Annotated in this window: 13 protein-coding genes; all 13 read right to left on the bottom strand. The window is 74.5% G+C overall.

Features of this window, described 5'->3' with window-relative positions; all coding sequences use genetic code 11:
• Positions 1-32: 32 nt before the first annotated feature.
• Positions 33-6518, bottom strand: a complete 6486-nt coding sequence (locus B072_RS0138520; RefSeq protein WP_018535331.1) for a non-ribosomal peptide synthetase — start codon at positions 6516-6518, stop codon at positions 33-35.
• Positions 6515-6679 carry a hypothetical protein gene (locus B072_RS48470; RefSeq protein ID WP_158689291.1) on the bottom strand — a complete coding sequence of 55 codons (165 nt, stop codon included), beginning with the start codon at positions 6677-6679 and terminating at the stop codon, positions 6515-6517. The genes B072_RS0138520 and B072_RS48470 overlap by 4 nt, the downstream gene beginning before the upstream one ends.
• Positions 6676-6834 carry a hypothetical protein gene (locus B072_RS48465; protein ID WP_158689290.1) on the bottom strand — a complete coding sequence of 53 codons (159 nt, stop codon included), beginning with the start codon at positions 6832-6834 and terminating at the stop codon, positions 6676-6678. Before B072_RS48465 ends, B072_RS48470 begins: the two co-directional genes overlap by 4 nt.
• Positions 6831-11843: a non-ribosomal peptide synthetase gene (locus tag B072_RS0138515; RefSeq protein WP_018535330.1), complete on the bottom strand. Its 5013-nt coding sequence runs from the start codon at positions 11841-11843 to the stop codon at positions 6831-6833. The genes B072_RS48465 and B072_RS0138515 overlap by 4 nt, the downstream gene beginning before the upstream one ends.
• Before the next feature lie 81 nt (positions 11844-11924).
• Positions 11925-12161, bottom strand: a complete 237-nt coding sequence (locus tag B072_RS0138510) for an MbtH family protein (protein WP_018535329.1) — start codon at positions 12159-12161, stop codon at positions 11925-11927.
• A 171-nt stretch (positions 12162-12332) separates the two neighbouring features.
• Positions 12333-13613 carry an FAD-dependent monooxygenase gene (locus B072_RS0138505; protein ID WP_018535328.1) on the bottom strand — a complete coding sequence of 427 codons (1281 nt, stop codon included), beginning with the start codon at positions 13611-13613 and terminating at the stop codon, positions 12333-12335.
• Complete coding sequence (locus B072_RS0138500; RefSeq protein WP_018535327.1) at positions 13610-15112, bottom strand: condensation domain-containing protein; 1503 nt, start codon at positions 15110-15112, stop codon at positions 13610-13612. Before B072_RS0138500 ends, B072_RS0138505 begins: the two co-directional genes overlap by 4 nt.
• Entirely contained in the window at positions 15109-15828 is a 720-nt protein-coding gene (locus tag B072_RS0138495) for a 2-hydroxychromene-2-carboxylate isomerase (RefSeq protein WP_018535326.1), read from the bottom strand. Before B072_RS0138495 ends, B072_RS0138500 begins: the two co-directional genes overlap by 4 nt.
• 70 nt (positions 15829-15898) lie before the next feature.
• Positions 15899-16642 carry a 3-oxoacyl-ACP reductase FabG gene (gene fabG / locus B072_RS0138490; protein ID WP_018535325.1) on the bottom strand — a complete coding sequence of 248 codons (744 nt, stop codon included), beginning with the start codon at positions 16640-16642 and terminating at the stop codon, positions 15899-15901.
• A gap of 57 nt (positions 16643-16699) precedes the next feature.
• On the bottom strand, positions 16700-17803 hold the full coding sequence (locus B072_RS0138485) for a beta-ketoacyl synthase N-terminal-like domain-containing protein (RefSeq protein WP_018535324.1): 1104 nt from the start codon (positions 17801-17803) through the stop codon (positions 16700-16702).
• A gap of 5 nt (positions 17804-17808) precedes the next feature.
• On the bottom strand, positions 17809-17934 hold the full coding sequence (locus B072_RS49725) for a hypothetical protein (protein WP_018535323.1): 126 nt from the start codon (positions 17932-17934) through the stop codon (positions 17809-17811).
• Positions 17935-17936: 2 nt separating this feature from the next.
• Positions 17937-19175, bottom strand: a complete 1239-nt coding sequence (locus B072_RS0138475) for a beta-ketoacyl-[acyl-carrier-protein] synthase family protein (RefSeq protein WP_018535322.1) — start codon at positions 19173-19175, stop codon at positions 17937-17939.
• On the bottom strand, positions 19172-19435 hold the full coding sequence (locus B072_RS0138470; protein WP_018535321.1) for an acyl carrier protein: 264 nt from the start codon (positions 19433-19435) through the stop codon (positions 19172-19174). Before B072_RS0138470 ends, B072_RS0138475 begins: the two co-directional genes overlap by 4 nt.
• Positions 19436-19485: the final 50 nt, after the last annotated feature.

Raw genomic sequence — 19485 nt, 5'->3', positions numbered from 1 at the left:
GATACAGCCCCGCGCCCCTTACGGGGCGCCTCTCACTCGGCCGCGTCCAAAGCCGCCGCCAACTCCGCCACCGTGTGATGCCGCAAGGCGGTCGCCAGCGTCAGCGTGAGGCCCGCCGAGGCGGCGGCCAGGAGGAGGGGCGGGACCAGGAGGGAGTCGCCGCCGAGGTCACGGAAGTCGTCGTGGACTCCTACGCGTTCGAGGCCGAGGACGTCGGCCCAGACCGTCGCCAGGGTGTGCTCCGTCGACGTGCGCGGCGGGGCGTACGGGCGGTCGGCGGCGGCTGTCGCGGCGCGGGTGGCCAGGGCCGTGCGGTCGCGTTTGCCGTGGGTGGTGAGCGGCAGGGCCTCGACGATGGTGACGGTGGCGGGGATCAGGGCCGCGGGCAGGACGGTGCGCAGGCGGTCCCGCAGGGCGGAGACCTCCAGGGTGCGGCCGTCGGCGGGCACCGCCCACGCGGCGAGCCGGCGGCCGCCGTCCGCCGCGGTGACGGCGGTGACCAGCGCGTCCCGGACACCGGGATCGGCGGCGAGGGCCGCCTCGGCCTCGCCGGGTTCGACACGGTGGCCGCGGATCTTGACCTGGGCGTCGGCACGCCCGGCGAACTCCAGCTGTCCGCCCGGGAGTCGGCGGGCCAGGTCTCCTGTGCGGTACAGGCGGGTGCCGGGCAGCCCGTACGGGTCGGGCAGGAAGGCGAGCGCGGTGAGGTCGGGGCGGCCGCCGTAGCCGGCGGCGAGTCCGTCGCCGCCGAGGAACACCTCGCCGGTGATGCCGTCCGGCACCGGGCGCAGTTCCTCGTCGAGCACGCGGAGCACGACGCCGGGCAGCGGCGAGCCGAGCGGTACGAGCGGGCGGCCCGACCGCTCCCGCACCCGGGTGAAGGTGGCGGCGACGGTGGCCTCGGTCGGGCCGTACTCGGCGGCGAGGGCCATGCCCGTACCACCGCCGGCGGTGCCCGTACGGACGCGGGCGGCGACCCGTTCGGCCTGCGCGGCCGGGTAGGCGTCTCCCGCGCACACGGCGACCGCCGCGAGCCCGGCCAGTTCGCCGTCGCTCAACTGGTGTTCCAGCAGAGCCAGGTGACCTGGTGTCAGGCCGATGAAGGAGTACGGTGCCCCGGCCATCAGGAGCGGCCCGAACTCCCCCGGCTCCCACAGCTGCGGCAGCACCCGTACCTGCTGCCCGGTCATCAGCGGCGCGTACAGCGCGGGCAGGCCGAGGTCGAAGCCGACGGGCGTGAACCAGGGCGCTCCCCCGCTCCCGGCGGCCGCGTACTCGCGCACCGCCCAGTCGAGGTAGTGGGCCAGGGCCCGGTGGCGGACCTCGACCGCCTTCGGGGTGCCGGTGGAGCCGGAGGTGTGCAGGACGTAGGCGAGCCGGTCGGGGTCCAGGTCGAGGCCGAGGGGCGTGTCGTCGCCCTCGCGCGCCGCCGCCTCCACCTCTTCCACCACGACCACCTCGACGCCGTCGAACCGGTCCGCGTACGCGCTCTGGGTGAGCGCCAGCCGGACCTCGGCGCCCGCGATGCGGGCCTGTGCCTCGCACGGGTCGAACGGCACCTGGGCCGCGCCCGCCTTCCACACGCCGAGCAGCGCGGCGACCAGGTCGGGGCCGCGGTCGAGCAGCACCGCGACGCGGGTCTCCTGACCGGCGCCGAGGTCCCGCAGGCGGCGGGCGATGCGGTTGGCGCGGCGGTCCAGTTCGCCGTACGGGACCTCGGCGCCGGCCGCGCGCAGGGCGGTGGCCGACGGGGTGCGGGCCGCCTGTGCCTCGAAGGCGGCGAGCGTGTCGACCGGTACGTCCGGGTGCGGCAGGGCGGGTGCCTTCAGACGGGCCAGTTCGGTGGTGTCCGGGAAGGCGCCCGTGCAGTCCCCGTCGGCGCCGGAGGCGGCCATCTCGGTGAGCACGTCCCGGTACAGGGCGACGAGACGGTCGGCCGCGGCCCGCGAGAGGGTGCGGGTGCGCGAGGCGAGCGAGAGGTGGCCGCGCACGGGGGTGCCCACGACGAGCGGGAACTCGTTGGGGCTGTCGTCGCGGCTGGCCATGATGTCGATCAGCTCGGTGTCGACCTGGTGGAAGTCCAGGTAGTGGAAGAGCACGTCGATCAGGTGCCGTTCGCCGCCGGGCAGCCGCATGGCGGGCATCGGGTGGCGGCGGTGCGGCCACAGCGCGACCTCGTGCGCGAAGACCTGCCGGGCCAGCTCGCCCCAGGTGCGGGCGGTGCCCTGCTCATACGGGAACGGCACCGAGTTGAGATACATCCCGGACACCGTCTCGGCGCCCGCCTCCTCGGGCCGCGCGTCGGCGACCATGCCACCGCGGAAGGCGCGGGCGCGGGTGAGCCGGGACAGGACGGTGGAGTGCGCGGCGTGCAGGACGCTCTTGTACGGCACTCCGGCGGCCGACCCCAACTGACGCAGCCCCGGCTCCAGTTCGGCGATCGAGAGGTCGATGCGGTAGCGGTCGTCGGGACCTTCGGGGTCGCCCGTCCAGCCGGCCGGAACGGTGAACTTCTCGTACCTCTCGACGATGCCCCGCCAGAAGTCCCGGTCGGCCGGGTCGTCGAGGGAGCGCAGTTCGGCGGCGATGAAGTCGGCGTAGCGGACGGCGGGCGCGGGCGGGGCGGGCTCGGGCTCACCGCCGTCACGGAGGGCGTGGTAGGCGCGGACCATCTCCATCAGCTGCGAGTGGTAGCTCCAGCCCTCGATGACGGGGTGGCACTCGGTGATGGACAGCCACCAGCTCTCGTCGTCGAGCAGGTGCACGGCCATCCGCATCAGCGGGGCGCGGCGCAGGTCGAACAGGTCGGCCCGGTCGCGGTCGGCGAAGTCCCACAGCGCCTGCTGCCGGTCCTGCTCGGGCAGTTGGCGCAGGTCCTCGTGGACGACGGGCATCCGGGACGCGGCGTGCACGAGCTGCAGCGGCCGGGAGTAGCCGGTGAGGGCGAAGGAGGTCCGCATGACCTCGTGCCGCTCGACGATGAGGTCGGCGGCGCGCTGGAAGGCGGCCGGGTCGAAGGGCCGCTCGTCGCGGATCCGGAAGGAGGTGATGTTGTGGTAGCGGTTCTCGCCGCTGGTCCCGTGCATCTCGATGAGCATCCCGGCCTGGATGCGGGAGACCGGGTAGGCGTCGGTGACGTCGGCGGGCAGCGCGGCCCGATCCTCGGCGCCGATGAGGGCGAACCGTGCGACGCCGCCGCGCGCCTGTTCCCGTACGGCGGTCCGGGGGACGGCGGCGCGCAGGCGGGCCACGGTCCGGTGCTCGAAGACGTCGCGGACGCTGGTCTCCCAGCCGGCCGCGCGCAGGGCGCCGACCAGGGCGACGGCGCGCAGTGAGTCGCCGCCGAGGTCGAAGAAGTTGTCGTGCACGCCGACGGTGTCCAGGCCGAGGACCTCGGCCCATACGGCGGCCATGGCGCGCTCGTCCTCGTCGCGCGCCGCGACGTGCTCACCGACGGCGGTCGCGGCGCGACCCGGGGCGGGCAGGGCGCGCCGGTCGAGCTTGCCGTTCGCGGTGAGCGGGAGGGCGTCGAGGGTGAGATAGGCGCTGGGGACCATGTACGGCGGCAGGGCCTCGGTGAGCCGTGCGCGCAGAGCGCCGGGGGTCAGGTCGTCGGCCGGGGCGTCCTCGGCGGGCACCAGGTAGGCGACGAGCTGCTTGTCGCCGGGGGTGTCCTCGCGGACCAGGGCGACGGCCTCGGCGACGGCCGGGTGGGCGGTCAACGCGCCCTCGATCTCGCCGAGTTCGATGCGGTAGCCGCGCAGTTTGACCTGGTGGTCGGCGCGGGCGACGAAGTCGAGGTCGCCGCCGGGCAGGACGCGGGCGATGTCGCCGGTGCGGTAGAGGCGGGCGCCGGGCGGGCCGTAGGGGTCGGGCACGAACCGTTCGGCGGTGAGGTCGGGGCGGCCCGCGTAGCCGCGGGCGAGTCCGATGCCGCCGATCCAGACCTCGCCGGGGACGCCGACGGGCAGCGGCCGCAGCCGTTCGTCGAGCACGTACATGGTGGTGTGCGGGATGGCGCGGCCGATGGGCACGAGCTCGGTGTCGAGCGGCCCGTCGGTCCCGTCGATGAAGTACGCGGAGTTGCCGACAGTGATCTCGGTGGGCCCGTACTCGGCGGCGAGCCGTGTCCCGTCGGAGCCCGCGGCCTTGGCCCAGCGCTCGGCGAGGCGGGCGGTGAAGGCGTCGCCCGCGGCGATGACGAGTCCCGCGAGTCCGCGGATCTCGTCGTCGGTCAACTGCTGCGTGAGCAGGTCGAGATGGCCGGGGGTCAGCTTGATGAAGGAGTACGGGGCCCCGGCGGCGAGCAGCTCGCCCAGGTCGGCGGTGTCGAAGTCCTGCGGCAGCAGGTGCACCGGCTGCCCGGTCATCAGCGGCGCGTACAGGTCGGGCACGCCGAGGTCGAAGGCGACGGAGGAGAACAGCGGCGCCCCGCCGCGGCCGGCGCTCGCGTACGCCCGCGCGGTCCAGCCCAGGTAGTTGGCGAGGCCGCGGTGGCCGACGAGGACGCCCTTGGGTCTGCCGGTGGAGCCGGAGGTGTAGATGACGTAGGCGAGTTGGTCGAGGTCGTAGGTGGTGGGGAGGGTGGCGTCGGCGCGCTCCAGCGCGGTGGCCTCGGCCGCGTCGTCGACGACCAGGCGGCGCACGCCGTGGAAGCGGTCGGCGTGCCGGGACTCGGTGACGACGACCGCGGTGGCGGTCGCGTCCAGCATGAAGGCGATGCGGTCGTCCGGGTAGGCGGGGTCGATCGGCACGTAGGCGGCGCCGGCCCGCCAGATGCCGAGGAGGGCGGCGACGAGGTCGGGGCCGCGGTCGAGGAGGACGCCGACGGTGGACTCGGCTCCGACGCCGAGTCCGAGGAGGCGGCGCGCGAACTTGTCGGCGCGGGCGTCGAGTTCGGCGTTGGTGATGACGGCCCGGCCCTGCCGGATCGCGACGGCGTCCGGGGCGGCGGCCAGCTGGGCACCGATGGTCTCGACGACGGGACGCAGGGCGTCGGCGTCCAGAGGGTGGTCGGTGCCCACGGGCCGGGTGGGGCCGTCGAGGAGCAGGGCGCGTTCGGCGGCGCCGAGGAAGTCCAGGTCGGCGACCGGGGTGTCCGGGGCGGCGGCGAGCGCGGCGAGCAGGGCGGTGTAGTGGCCGGTGACGCGCTCGGCGGTGGCGGCGTCGTAGAGAGCGGTGGCGTACTCCAGGCTGCCGTGCAGGGAGCCGTCGGGGCGTTCGGTCAGGTGCAGGGTGAGGTCGAAGCGGGCGATGCCGCCGTCGGCGGCGACCGGTTCGACGTCGAGGCCCGGCAGTTCGGGTCCGCGCGGGCCGCCGTCGTCGGTGACGAGGTCGAACATCACCTGGAAGACGGGGGTGGTGGACAGGTCGCGCTCGGGTTCGAGGGCGTCGGCGATCCGGTCGAAGGGGGTGTTCTGGTGCCGGAAAGCAGCGAGAACGGCGGCGCGACCGGCGCCGAGAAGAGCACGGAAGGTGTCGCGCTCGGGGTCCCACGTCCCCCTCAAGGGGAGGGTGTTGTACGCGTATCCCGCCATGTCGGCGAGTTCCGGCCGGGTCCGTCCGGAGACGGCGGTGCCGACGCAGACGTCGCTCTTGCCCGCGTAGCGGCCGAGCAGCAGCTGCCAGCCGGCGAGCAGCCCCATGAACGGGGTGGCCTGCGCCTCCTGGGCGAGCGCGCGCAGCCGCCCCGCGACGGCGGCGTCCACGTCGAAGTGGCGGACGGCACCGACGCCGTCGCGCACGGCGGGGCGCGGCCGGTCGGTGGGCAGCCCGAGCGGCCCGTTCCCTGCGAGCTGCTGTCGCCACCAGGCGAGGTCCTGTTCGGCGCCGGGGCCTTCGGTCCGCGCGGTCTGCCAGGCGGCGAAGTCGGCGTACTGCACCGGCAGTTCGGGGAGGTCGATCCCCTGTCCCCGTACATCGGCGGCGTAGTGGGCGGCGAGGTCCCGGAGGAGGATCGGCCGGGTCATGGCGTCGCAGGCGATGTGGTGGACGATCACGACGAGGACGTGGTCGTCGTCGGCGATCCGCAACAGCCGCACGCGGAGCGGGTGTTCGGCGGCGAGGTCGATGGGGAGGCGGGCCTGCGCCGCGAAGAACTCCACCGCGGCGCGGTCGGCGTCGGCGGTGTCGGCGGTGTCGGCGCGTACGACGGCGAGATCGACGGGCCCGGCCGGGTCGATCACTTGGCGCGGCTCGGTGCCGTCCAGCACGTACCGGGTGCGCAGGATCTCGTGCCGGGCCGCGAGCGCGTCGGCCGCCCGGCGCAGCGCCTCGACGTCGAGCGCGCCACGCAGCCGGTACGCCATCGGCAGCAGGTACTCGGTGCCTTCGGGGTCGAGCTGGTGCAGGAACCAGAGCTGGCGCTGTCCGGCGGACAGGGCGAGCGGCGCGGCGCGGTCGACGCGCGGAACGGCGACCCGGGCCGCCTTCCCGGCCCGCCGCCCGCCGCCCGCGAGACGACGACGCAGCAGCTCGGCCCGCAGCTCGTCGCGGCTGGGTGCGGTGGGTGCGGTCACGACGGGAACTCCTGATGGGCGAGGGCCTGTTGGGCCCCGGTCGACTGGTCCGGACGGGTCGTACGGGCGGGGCCGGGCCGGGGGATCCCGGTCTGGGCGCGGCCCGGGCCGGTGCCGTGCGTGGGCGTGGGCGCGGGTGCGGGTGCCGGAGGTGTGGTCATGGTGCGAGCCCCTTTGCCGTCAGGGCCACTTCGGCTCCCGCGGGCAGGGCCGAGCGGGACGGGCGGGTTCCGCCCCACAGTTCCGCCCAGGCCTCGTCGTGGCCGGGGGCGGCGAAGCCGTTCGGCGGGGCGGGGGCGTTGGCCGATGGCGTCATGACTGGAACTCCCGCTGGGCTACGGCCAGTTCGGCCTCGGTCAGGGACTCGATCTCGGCGCGGACCGCGTCCTCCACGGCCTCGGCGAGGGTGCGCACCGTGGGGTTCTCGAAGACGGCGCTCAGGGGGAGCTCCACGTCGAACTCCTCGGCGATGCGGGCGACGACCTTGGCCGCGCGCACCGAGTTGCCGCCGATGCGGAAGAAGCCCTGGCGGGCGCCGACCGGGCGGGTGGCGCCGGGGCCGTGCAGCACCTCGGACCAGATGTCGGCCAGGGCCTCCTCGACCGGGCCCTCGGGGGCGGTGTACGGCTCGTCGGCGAGGGCCGCCGCGAGGTCGGGGACCGGCAGCGCGGCCGTGTCGACCTTGTTGTGCCGGGTGAGCGGCATCCGGTCCAGGGCCATGAGCAGCGCCGGGGTCATGTAGTCGGGCAGATGGCGCGCGCAGTGGTCGAGGAGTTCGGACTCGGTGGGCGGCTCGGCGCCGGTCGCCGGGACCCAGTAGCCGACCAGGGCCGCCTCGGGACCGGATCCGTGCACGATCACGCAGGCCTGGGCGACGGCGGGGTGCTCCTCCAGGACCGAGCGGACCTCGCCCGTCTCCACCCGGCGGCCGCGGATCTTGACCTGGCCGTCGGCGCGCCCGGCGAACTCCAGGGTGCCGTCGGGCCGCATCCTCGCCAGGTCGCCGGTGCGGTACAGGCGGGCGCCGGCCGGCCCGTACGGGTCGGGCACGAAGGCGGCGGCGGTCAGGTCGGGGCGGCCGTGGTAGCCGCGGGCCAGACCGGTTCCGCCGACGCAGAGCTCGCCGGTGACGCCGTACGGGACGGGACGCAGCCGCTCGTCGAGGACGTACGTCGTCACGTGCGGGTAGGGGCGGCCGACCGGCACCGAGGGGGCCGTGTCGTCGGCGTCCCAGCGGGTCGCGGCGATGGTCGTCTCGGTCAGGCCGTACTCGTTGATGAAGCGCATCAGGCGGCGCGACAGGTCGCGGGCGAGGGCGGGCGGGCACGGTTCGCCGCCGGTCTGGCCGACGATCGGGCGCCGGCCGAGGCCCGCGTCGATGAGCATCTGCCAGTGCGGCGGGGCCACTTGGAGGTGGCTGACCTCGTGCCGGTCGACGAGCCGCAGCTGCGCGGCGTGGTCGCGCTGTTCGTTCTCCCGGGCGAGGACCACCCGGCCGCCCGCCACCAGCGGCATGAACAGTTCCGTGCAGGAGATGTCGAAGGTGACCTGCGCGAGGGCGAGCCAGGCGTCGTCCGGGCCCTGCCCGAAGTCGAGGTGGGCCGCCGAGGCGCGCAGCATGGCGAGCAGGGTGCGGTGCTCGACGGCGACGCCCTTGGGGCGGCCGGTGGATCCGGAGGTGTACATGATGTAGGCCAGGCGCGCCGGGTCGCTGGTCACCGGAGCGGCGCCCGCGGTGCCGCGCACCGTGCCGGCCTCCACGACCGTCCCCGCGAACCGTCCGCCGAAGCGGGCCGCGCCCGCCGCGTCCGTGAGCAGCACCCGCGCCCCGGCGTCCGCGAGGACGTGCGCCGTGCGGTCGTCGGGCGCGCCCGGGTCCAGCGGGACGTACGCCGCGCCCGCCTTCCACGTGCCGAGGAACGCGGCGATGAGGTCGGGGGTGCGGCCGAGCAGCACGCCGACGACGGTGTCGGGCCCCGCGCCGGACGCGCGCAGCCGGGCCGCGAACTCCTCGGCGCGTGCGTCGAGTTGCGCGTACGTCCATGAGGTCTCGCCGCAGACGACGGCGACGTCGTCGGGCGCGCGGCGCGCGGCGGTGGCGATCGCCGCGTCCACCGTGCCCGTGGGCTGCTCGGCCGCGCCGGGCTCCGCCTCTCCCCCGGCCCGCCCGAGCACCTCCGCGCCGAGCGGCGCGGGCAGGATCTCGGCGTCGGCCAGGCGGCGGTCCGGGTCCTCGGTGACGGATTCGAGCAGCTGGATCAGGCAGTCGGTGAACCGCTCGACGGTGGCCGCGTCGAAGAGGGCCGTCGCGTACTCGGCGAAGCCGAGCAGCGAGCCGTCGGGGCGGCGCTGCAGCATGACGGTGAGGTCGGTGCGGGCGGTGCGCCAGGCGTCGCGGAAGGCGGCGGCGTCACCGGCCTCGACGGCGGTGCCGGTGCGGCCCTCCTCGTGCACGTCGAACATGACCTGGTAGAGCGGGGTGCGGGCCGGGTCGCGGGTGCCGTCGAAGGCGGTGACCAGGTGGCCGAAGGGCAGCTCCTGGTGGGCGAACGCGTCGCGGGCGGTGTCCCTGACCCGCACCAGCGCCTCGCGGAACGGGGTGTCGGCGGGGGCGTCGCAGCGCAGCACCAGCGTGTTGAGGAAGTAGCCGACGACGTCCGCGACGTCGTCGCCGGGGCGGCCCGCCACGGGCACGCCCACGGGCACGTCCCAGCTGCCGGTGTACCGGGCGACCAGCGCGGCGAACGCGGTGAGCAGGGTCTGCTGGAGCGTCGCCCCGCAGGAGCGGCCGAGGGCCGCGGCCTTCTCGGCGAGCGGCGCGGGCACGGTGAAGACATGTGCGGCTCCGGCGGCGTCCCGGACCGCGGGGCGCGGCCGGTCGGCGGGCAGATCGACGGGACCGATACCCGCCAACACGCCCTTCCAATGGGCGAGTTCGGTGGCGACGAAGTCGTCGTCGAGCCTGCGGCGCAGGTGCACGGCGTGGTCGGCGTACTGGACGGGCAGCTCGGGCAGGCGGGCGTCGGTGCCGGTGTGGGCGGCCTCGGCCAGCGCCTTGAGGTCGCGCTCGATGACCACCGAGGACCAGCCGTCGCAGGCGATGTGGTGCAGGGACAGGACGAGATCGAGTTCGCCCGCGCCGCGCACGAGCAGCGCCCGGCGTACCGGCCCGTGCTGCAGGTCGAAGGGCAGCGCGAACTCCTCCGCGACCAGGGCGCCCAACTCCTCCGCGCTGTCGGCGTGTTCGACCCGCACCTCCCACTCGGCCTTGAGGTCGGCGATCTGGGCCGGTCCGGCGCCGTCGAGGACGTAGCGGGTGCGCAGGATCTCGTGGCGCTCGGCGAGCTCGGTCAGCGCCCGGCGGACGGTCGCGTCGGTGTACGCGGCGGGCAGGGTGACGAAGACCGGGGCGTTCCACTCGGCGCTGCCGGGCCGCAGCCGGTCGAGGAGCCACATGCCCTCCTGGCCCGGCGCGAGCGGCAGTCCGCGCGGATCGCGGGCGACGGGCCGCACGCCCTCCGCCGCGTGCGGCGCGTCGGCGGCGCGTTCCGCGGAGAGCAGCGCGGCCTGCTCCTCCACCGTCGTCGCGGTGAGCAGCGCGGTGGCGGGGATCCTGCGCCCGGCGGCCTGCGAGAGTCCGGCGGCGAGCCGGTTCAGCATCAGCGAGGAGCCGCCGAGCTGGAAGAAGTCGTGGGTGGCGCCGATCTCGGCGGCCGGGGTGCCGGTCAGCTGGGCCCACTCCTCGGCGACGGCCCGCTCGGCGGCGGTGCGCACGGGGACGAGGACCTCGTCGGCGGCGGCGTCGGCCGGGTCGGGCAGCGCGGACCGGTCGATCTTGCCGTTCGGGGTGAGCGGGAACTCGGTGACCGGGACGAACGCGGCCGGCACCAGCGGGTCCGGCAGGCTGCGGCGCAGGAAGGCCCGCAGCTCCTGCGGCCCGAGCGCCTCGCCGCGCGACTGCACCCAGGCGACCAGGCGATGTCCGCCGTCGCCGTCGGGCACGGCCGCGGCGACGGCGGCCCGCACCCACGGGTGGGCGGCGAGCGCGGCCTCCACCTCGCCGGGTTCGATGCGCACGCCGTTGACCTTGACCTGGTGGTCGAGGCGGCCCAGGTACTCCAGGACGCCGTCGGCCCGCCAGCGCGCCCGGTCACCGGTGCGGTACAGGCGCTCGCCGGGGGTGTGCGGGTCGGGCACGAAGCGTTCGGCGCTCTGGCCGGGGCGGCCGAGGTAGCCGAGGGCGAGTCCGACGCCGCCCGCGTGCAGTTCGCCGGGGACGCCGACGGGCACCGGGCGTCCGCTGTCGTCGAGCACGGCGACCCGCATGTTGCCGATGGGCCGTCCGATCGGCACGGCGCCGGTGTCCGCCTGCGGGTTCCAGCGGTGCTCGGTGATGTCGACGGAGGCCTCGGTCGGCCCGTACGTGTTCCAGATCTGGGCGCCGGGGGCCAGTTCGGCCAGCTTGCGGCAGAGTTCGGCGTGCAGCGGCTCGCCCGCGCTGAACATCAGCCGCAGGGCGCCCGCGCGCTCCCAGCCGGTCTCCTCCACGAGCCGCCGGTAGACGGAGGGCACGCCCTGGAGGATGGTCACTCCCCCGGCGCCGACCGCGGCGAGCAGCGCCGCCGGGTCCCGCTCGGCGCCCTCGGGGGCGAGCACGACGGCGCCGCCCGCGATCAGCGGCGCGAAGAGTTCCAGGCCCGCCGCGTCGAAGCCGACGGTGGTCTTCAGCAGCATCCGGTCGTCTGCGCCGACCTTGTGCCGGTGCACCAGCCAGCGCACCCGGTTGGCGATGCCGCCGTGCGGGACGAGGACGCCCTTGGGGCGGCCGGTGGACCCGGAGGTGTGCAGGACGTACGCGGGCCGGTCACTGTCGGCGCTGAACTCCACTGCCTTGTAGGGGAGTTCACGCTCGACGGACTCGACGGGCAGGCGGCGCACGGAGGCCGGGAGCGCGGCCTCGGTGGCGCGTTCGGTGAGGACGACGGGGCGGCCGGTGTCCTCCAGGACCGCCGCGAGCCGGGCGGCGGGGTGCGCCGGGTCGAGCGGCACGTAGGCCCCGCCCGCCAGCCATACGCCGAGGAACGCGGCGACGAGTTCGGGTCCGCGCCGCAGGCACACGCCGACGAAGTCGCCGGGACGGACGCCGTCGGCGCGCAGCCGGGCGGCGATCCGGTTCGCCAGGTCGGCGAGTTCGGCGTACGGGACGGCGGTGCCGTCGGCGCGGACGACGGCGGGGGCGTGCGGGGTGCGGGCGGCGCGCTCGGTGAACAGCGCGGGTATCAGGAGCCGGCCGGGGACGCGTCCCGACTTCGCAGGCACGGTCACGATCTGTCCTCCATCGGGAACGTCAGGGTGGTTACGGCGTCAGAGAATCGGTGGCAGGGAATCGGTCGCGGGGATTCGGTGTCAGGCGTGCGCGGCGTCGGCCATGCGCAGGCGCAGGCTCAGCGGGCGCATGTCGGTCCAGAGGGTGTTGATGCGCTCCAGGCACTCCTCGCGGGTGCCTTCGGTGCCCTCGGCGTGCCAGCCGGCCGGAAGCGGGCGGTCGGCCCACCAGATGGAGAACTGCTCCTCGTCGTTGAGCACGACGCGGTACACGGTGGACGCGGTGGACTCGCTGGGCACAGCGGCTTCTTCGGCCATGAGGATCCGCCCCTTCGGGGTGCTGTGGTCGGTGGGTACTGGCCATAGTTGAACGGCGCGATATCGCCGGCTTATCGGACGCCCATACGGACGCCCGAACACAGGGGCGGGCCCCCGACGCCAGGTGGCGTCGGGGGCCCGTGAGTGCCGTGGGACCCGCGAAGGGGGTACTCAGGCAGCGTTGTTCAGGTTGTTGTTGTTGCCGTTGGCGTTGTTGTTGTTCAGGTTCGCCTCGACGTCGTTGGCGAGGATCCACGCCACGTTGTTGGCCTGGTTGTTGACGTTGTTGTTGGAGTTGTTGTTGTTGTTCAGGTTGGCGTTGTTGTTGGAGTTGTTGTTCATGTCGGTCTCCTTCTCCTGGGTGGATCTCTGGGTGGATCTCTGGGTGGGTCGTCCGTCCCGTGATCCGAGCTGCACACGCGTGGTGTGCGGCCGGCGGGTGGCTTCGTAGCGGGCGAGGGCGGCGGCGATGCCCGCCGCTCCCGACCGCTGTTCCCCGAGGCAGATGGCGAGTGCCACTCCGTCCTCGATGGCCTGGTTGGCTCCCTGTCCGTGGTGCGGGAGCATCGGGTGGGCCGCGTCGCCGAGCAGGGTGGTGCGCGCCGTGCTCCAGCGCTCCAGCGGCGGGCGGTCGTACAGGGCCCAGCGGCGCACGTCGTGGGCGGCGCCGGCCAGGGCACCCACCTGGGGCGTCCAGCCGGTGAGGGCGGCGGCCAGGTCGTCGCGGCTCGCCGCGCCGGTCCACGACTCGGCGAGCCCCTCCGGCTCCGGGACCACCACGACGTAGGTGAACTGCCGTCCGCCGCTGACCGGGTAGAGCAGCACCCGGCCCGTGGGCCCGGCGAACATGTACATCCGCGCGGGGTCCAGGTCCGGCAGGTCGGCCGCGTCGACGGTGCCGCGCAGGGCGCTGTTGCCGGAGTACGACGGCTTCTCCTCGCCGACGAGCCGGCGCCGCACGAGCGAGTGCACGCCGTCCGCGCCGATCAGCGCGGAGGCCCGGGTGAAGGAGCCGTCGGCGAACCGCAGGGTGACGCCCTTGGTCCCTTCCTCGTACGAGGTGAGCTCGCGCCGGGTGTGCACGCGGCCCGAGGGCAGCAGCGAGGCCAGCATCCGGTGCAGGTCGCCGCGGTGCACGGTCAGGTACGGCGCCCCGAACTCCTTCTCCCACGCGGCGCCCATCTCCTGGACCGCCACGGTGGAGCCGTCGTGGAAGGCCCGCACCTCCAGGGCCTCGGGCCGCACCGCCACCGCGGCCAGCTGCTCGCCGAGGCCGAGCCGGACGAGCAGCCGGGTGGCGTTGGGGCCGAGGTGCATGCCGACGCCCTGTTCGCGCAGGGTGGCGCCGCGCTCGTGGACGTGGACGTCGATGCCGCGCCGGTGCAGGGCGGCCGCGGCGCTCAGTCCGCCGATGCCCGCACCGATCACCGCGATCGTGGTGGTCGTCATCATTGGTCGGCCGCCTTCTCGAAGGGCCCCGAGGAATCAAGGGAGTCGAAGGAGTGGAAGGACTCGAGGGAGTCGAGGCCGTCGCGGAAGAACCCGTCGGCGTCGAAGTCGTCGAACCCGGAGCCGGATCCCGCGCCGAGGGCCAGCAGCGCCGCCAGGTCCTCGTCCCCGGCGAGGGGGACGTCCGCGACCCGGGCCGCCGGGTCCGCCACGGCCGCGGCGAGGAACCGCTCGTAGCCGTCCGCGAACCGCTCCACGCTCGCCCGGTCGAACACATCGGTGTCGTAGGCGAAGACCGCGGTGACCCCCTCGGGGGTCTGCTCGACGCGCAGCAGCAGGTCGAGCTGACCCTCCTGCTGCGGTACGTCGATCAGCGCGATGTCGAGTCCCGCGTACGGGACGGACGGGCCGACGCGCTCGCCCGGCGGGACGTTGGGCACCGGCGGCTCCATCCGGTCCATCTGGACCAGGAACAGCGCGGCGCGGAACGGCGCGCCCTGCGGGAAGGCCAGCGTGCACGGGTAGCGCACCCCGAACATGCCCGCCATGATCCGCTCGCCGGCCCGCGCCGCCGTCTCGGCGAACGTGGTGGCGGGCCCGAACTCGGCGCGCACCGGCATGGTGTTGAGGAAGCAGCCGATGACGTCGCGCTGGCCGCGGCCCGACCGGGACGAGGCCGGCACGCCGAGCAGGAAGTCGTCCTGTCCGGTCCAGCGGTGGGTCAGGGCCTGGAACACGGCGAGCAGGTAGGCGAAGGGGGTGGCCCCGGCGCTGTTCGCGGCGTCGCTCAGCCCGTCGGCCGTCTCCGGCGCGAGCTGCCGTACGACGGTGTCGCCGCGCAGCGAGCGGACCCGGGGGCGCGGCCGGTCCAGCGGCAGCTCGGCCGGGGCCGATCCTGCCACCGCCTCCTGCCACGCGGCGGCCGCGTTCACCCCCGACTCGGAGGCGGTGTAGCGCAGCTCCTCGGCGGCATGGTCGGAGTAACCGGCCTTCAGCGGGCGCCAGTTGGGTTCGTTGCCGCAGGCGTGCCCCTCGTACGCGTCGAGCAGGTCGCGGACCAGCAGCCAGCGCGAGGTGAAGTCGCCGACGATGTGGTGGGCGGAGGTGACCAGCGCCCAGTCGTCGTCCGTGCGGCGCAGCAGCACCACCCGGAAGGTGCCCGACTCCAGGCGGAACGGGCGCGCTCCGGCCTCCTCGGCGGCCCGCAGCAGCTCGTCCTCGCTCGCGCCGTCGAGATCCCTGAACTCCAGCTGTATCAAGGGCTGTTCGGAGGCGTGCCGGACCGGACGTCCGTCGGCCTCGGTGAAGACCGAGCGGAGCAGTTCCTGGCGTGCGCCGACGGAGGTGACGGCGGCGTCCATGGCGGTGGCGTCGACGCGGCCGCGCAGGCGCAGCGGCATCACGATGTTGTAGGCCGCGCTGTCGGGGGCGATGCGGTACGCCGTCCACATCGATTCCTGGATCGCGGTCAGCGGCAGGGGGCGGGGTCCGGTGGCGCTCATCCGCAGCCTCCCGCGTGGCTCAGGTCGGTGCCGCGGCCGGGGAAGGGGACCGGCACGTCGTCGGTACCGGTCGGCCGGGCGGACTCCGGGGACAGGACGGGTTCCGGGAACGAGGCGACGAACGCGTCAAGACGGTCCAGGCCCCAGTACGGCTCCGAGCCGTTGATGAAGTACGGCACCCCGAACACCCCGTCGCGCGCCACGTCCTTCAGCGCCTTCGCGCCCTGGGCGCGCACCTCGTCGTCGTCGGTGGCGGCGGCGACCGCGTCACCGTCGAGGCCGATCCCGGCGGCCAGTTCGCGGACCGTGGCCGGGTCGCAGATGTCGCGGCCCTCCAGCCAGCGGGCCCGCCCGGCGCGCTCCACCCAGGCCCGGCCCAGGCCCTGCCGCTCGGCGACGAACCAGGTCAGGTGGGCCGGCTCCCACCAGGGGTCGGCGTCCACCGGCCAGGTCAGGTCCAGGCCGCGGGCGGCGGCGAGCCGGCGTACGTCGCGCAGGATGTAGAACTGCTTGGCACGGGTCATCGGGGTGTACGGGAACTCGGCGCCGGCCTCGGCCAGTTGCTTCTGGCTCCGCTCGTCGGGCTCCCAGAAGGGGCGCCAGTCGAGCCGGTCGAGCAGGTCGGGGTGGTGGGCGCGCAGGTCGTGCAGCGCGAAGAAGCTGTAGGGGCTGCGCAGGCTGAAGTAGAAGCGCGGCGGCCGAGCGGCGCGGGGCATCGCTGAACTCCCTTTCCGAGGAGGCGTGGTGGGTCGTCTCAGAGGTGGTTCGTCCCGGGGGTGGGTCGGCTCAGACGACCAGGCCGCCGTCGACGGCGAAGGTCTGTCCCGTGATGTACGAGGCCTGCTCGCCGGCCAGGAAGGAGACCAGCTCGGCGACCTCCCGCGGCTCGCCGAAGCGGCCCAGCGGGATCCGCCGCGTCATCTCCTTGGCGTGCTTGTCGGACAGGCCCGAGGTCATGTCGGTGCTGATGAAGCCGGGGGCGACCGCGTTGGCGCGGATGCCGGAGCGGCCCGCCTCCTTGGCGAAGGCCTTGGTGAAGCCGATGATCCCGGCCTTGGAGGCGGAGTAGTTGGTCTGCGTCGCGTGGCCCTCGGCGGCGACCGAGGAGAGGGTGATCACGGTGCCGCGGCGGCGCTTCATCATGCTGAAGGCCAGCGTCCTGACGAAGTTGAAGGTGCCGTCGAGGTTGGTGCGCAGGACCGCGTCCCAGTCCTCCTCCGGCATCATCGCGAGATGGCTGTCCCGGACGATCCCGGCCGCGGTGACCAGGACGTCCACCGGGCCGAGCGTGTCCTCGGTCTCCGCGACGAAGGCGGTGACGGCGGCCCGGTCGGTGACGTCGACGCGGCGGGCCAGGGTGCGGGCGCCGTGCGCGGCCGCGGACTTGGCGGCGATCTCGGCCGCCTCGCCCTGCGACTGGTAGCACAGCGCGACGTCGTGGCCGTCGCGGGCGAGGGTCTCCACGACGGCACGCCCGATACCGCGCGATCCGCCGGTGACCAGGGCGACCGGCCTCGGTGTGTCGGACATGGGACTTGCCTCTCTGATGGTGGGTTCGGTTCGGCGAGGGGGTTCGGCTGTCGGGGGTCAGCTCAGGCGGAGCAGCAGGGCGCCCGTCGTGCCGTCCCGGTCGACGGCGGTGACCAGGGCGAGCCGGTCGACCATCCGCGGGTCGGTGCGCGCCTCGGCGAGGACGCCGGCGAGTTGGAAGGCGGCCGCCGCGGCGCCCGCGTCACCGATCAGCGAGCGGACCGGGAGGCGGTTGCCGGTGAGCCCGTCGAGGGCCGACTCCTCCTGCTTGCCGAGGAGTCCCGGCGGGGTGCCGGGCGCGAGGAGCTCCACGTCGCCGGGGGCGGCGCCCGCGTCGGCGAGCACGTCGGCGACGCAGCGCTCCAGGGCGGGGCCCGCGCGGCCGGTGTCCCGGAAGGCGCGGAAGCGGGAGCCGAGGACGCGGGCGAGCACCGGGCGGCCGGCCTCGCGGGCGGTGTCGGCGTCCTCCAGGAGGAAGAACGCGCCGCCCTCGCCGAGCGGCTGCGGCTCGGTGCCCCCGTGGTCGGCGGCGTGCTCCAGGCGGGCGCGCTGCACCGAGAACTCCTCGACCGCGCCGGCCAGCAGGGCGCGGGCGTGACCGCCGCGCAGCAGCCGGGAGGCGTACTGCAGGGCGAGCAGCGCGGTGACGGCGCCGCCGGAGACCGTGACGTTGGGGCCCTTGAGGGAGTGCCGGATCGCGCTCTGCCCGGCGGGGAAGTTCATGACGGTGTTGGGGAAGCGCGCCGGGTCGACGAGGTAGGGCTTGTCGCCGGTGAGCGCGTCCCGGGTGAAGTCCATGATCGACTGGACGCTGCCGGAGGTGCCGAGCACCAGACCGGTCGACTCCGCCTGGGCGGCGAGCGAACTCCCGTACTGCTCCAGTTCCTCGAGGAGCATGCCGACCGTGGCGGCGGCGATGCCCGCGACCCGGTCGAGCGAGCGGGTGCCCTTGCGGCCGAGGACGGCCCTGATGTCGAAGCCGGGGATCAGTCCGGCGGCCTCGTACGGCACCGGCCACACCGCGGTGTCGAGCGGCTCGACCGCCCGCCGGCCGTCGATGAGCCCCGCGACGAAGTCGTCGCGGCCCAGGCCGTAGGGCGAGGCGACGGCCCAGCCGGAGATGACCGGCCGCGGCGCGGGTGTGTCCGCGTGGGATGCCATGGTGTTCAACTCCTCTCGTTCTGCTGGGGGTTGTCCTGCGGGGGCGGTACCGGGACGCCGTACGCCATGAGGAGCGCGGCCCAGCCGGTCACGACCGCCCACGGCACGGAGCCTTCGACATGGGATCCCATGGCTAGGCCGCCTGTTCCCACTGGCCGAGGACCAGGACCGCGTTGTTCCCGCCGAAGGCGAGCCCGTTGTTCTGGACGACCTTCAGGTCCGCCGCGACCGCCTCGTTGGGTACGCAGTCCACCGCGCACTCGGGGTCGGTGGAGCGGTGGTTGATGGTCGGCGGGATGAAGCCGTCCTTCAGGGCCAGGGCGCAGGCCGCCGAGGCCAGGGCGCTGGCGGCGCCCATGGTGTGGCCGATCATCGACTTGATGGAGACGGTGCGCGGCAGTTCGTCGCCGAACACCTGCCGGATGGCGCCGACCTCGGTCACGTCGTTGGCCCGGGTGCCGGTGCCGTGCGCCGAGATGAAGTCCACGTCCGAGGGCGTGATCCCGGCGTTGCGGTGCGCGGCGGTGATGCAGCGGGCGATCGAGTCCCGGTCGGGGGCGACCGGGTGGCTGGCGTCGCAGGACAGTCCGTAGCCGAGCACCTCGGCGTAGATGCGGGCGCCGCGGGCGAGCGCCGACTCCAGGGACTCCAGGAGCAGGATGCCCGCGCCCTCGCCGGTGAGGATGCCCTGCCGTTCGGCGTCGAAGGGCCGGCACACGTCGGGGGCGATGGTGCCGAGGCGGTAGAAGCCGGTGAAGGTCTTGCGGCACAGGGCGTCCGCTCCCCCGCACAGCGCCATCGCCACGTCGCCGGAGCTGATCGCGTCGTAGGCGTAGCCGACCGCGTAGTTCCCGGCCGCGCAGGCGGTGGGGACGGTGACCGTCTCCACGTCCTCCAGGGCGAGTTCGCGCACGATGCCGGCCGAGAGCCGTCCGGGCCACACCCGGCGGGCGACCACCGGGTCGAGGGCGTCGTCGCCCTCGGCGACCTGGAGCGCGGTGAGGTGGTCCAGGTCGCGGGACTCCCCGTCGGTGGTGCCGACGGAGACCAGCGAACGGACCGCTCGTACGTGCTCCTCGGTGAGCCCCGCGTCCGCGACGGCCATCCGGCTGGCGGCGACCGCGAACTGCGCGGCCCTGCCCAGGTCCTCGGGGTCCTGCTCGGTGATCCACCGCGCGGGCACGAAGTCGGTGATCTCGCAGGCGTTGGAGTGCTCGAACCCCGTGGTGTCGAAGGCCTCGATCGGCTTGGCGCCGCTGCTGCCCGCCTTGAGTCCGGCGGCGAAGGCGTCGACCCCGGTGCCGATGCTGGTCACCACGCCGAGCCCGGTGACCACCACCCGGTGCCGGGCGGACGGCTGCCGGCCGGTCACTGGGCCTTGGCCTCGGCGACCACGGCGTAGACGCCGACGAGATTGACCATACGGCTGAGCTCGGACTGCTTCAGGGAGATGCCGAAGGTGCGCTCCAGGGAGGCGAGGATCTCTATGGTGCGCAGCGAGTCGGCGTCGTGCTCCTCCTTGAACCGGCTGGTCTCGGAGACCTCGTCGAGCTCCAGCTCCAGGATGTCGCAGACGATGTCCCGGATCTCGGCCTTCTGGCTGTCGTCAAGGGTGGGGACGGTGGTGGTCATGGAGTGCCTCCATCGATGGGTTCGCGGGGTGGTCTCTCGTGCTGTCACGC

The sequence above is a fragment of the Streptomyces sp. HmicA12 genome (assembly GCF_000373565.1).
Lineage (GTDB): Bacteria > Actinomycetota > Actinomycetes > Streptomycetales > Streptomycetaceae > Streptomyces.
Note: the sequence above shows the minus strand (reverse complement) of the source record. Positions and strands in the feature narration are given on the sequence as shown.

Bases quoted from the DNA above. Each gene is read 5' to 3' on its own strand.
- B072_RS0138470 (WP_018535321.1), bottom strand. From the start codon at position 19,435: ATGACCACCACCGTCCCCACCCTTGACGACAGCCAGAAGGCCGAGATC.
- fabG (WP_018535325.1), bottom strand. From the start codon at position 16,642: ATGTCCGACACACCGAGGCCGGTCGCCCTGGTCACCGGCGGATCGCGC.
- B072_RS0138510 (WP_018535329.1), bottom strand. From the start codon at position 12,161: ATGGCCGAAGAAGCCGCTGTGCCCAGCGAGTCCACCGCGTCCACCGTG.
- B072_RS49725 (WP_018535323.1), bottom strand. From the start codon at position 17,934: ATGGGATCCCATGTCGAAGGCTCCGTGCCGTGGGCGGTCGTGACCGGC.
- B072_RS48465 (WP_158689290.1), bottom strand. From the start codon at position 6,834: ATGACGCCATCGGCCAACGCCCCCGCCCCGCCGAACGGCTTCGCCGCC.
- B072_RS0138495 (WP_018535326.1), bottom strand. From the start codon at position 15,828: ATGCCCCGCGCCGCTCGGCCGCCGCGCTTCTACTTCAGCCTGCGCAGC.
- B072_RS0138500 (WP_018535327.1), bottom strand. From the start codon at position 15,112: ATGAGCGCCACCGGACCCCGCCCCCTGCCGCTGACCGCGATCCAGGAA.
- B072_RS0138505 (WP_018535328.1), bottom strand. From the start codon at position 13,613: ATGATGACGACCACCACGATCGCGGTGATCGGTGCGGGCATCGGCGGA.
- B072_RS0138485 (WP_018535324.1), bottom strand. From the start codon at position 17,803: ATGGCATCCCACGCGGACACACCCGCGCCGCGGCCGGTCATCTCCGGC.
- B072_RS48470 (WP_158689291.1), bottom strand. From the start codon at position 6,679: ATGACCACACCTCCGGCACCCGCACCCGCGCCCACGCCCACGCACGGC.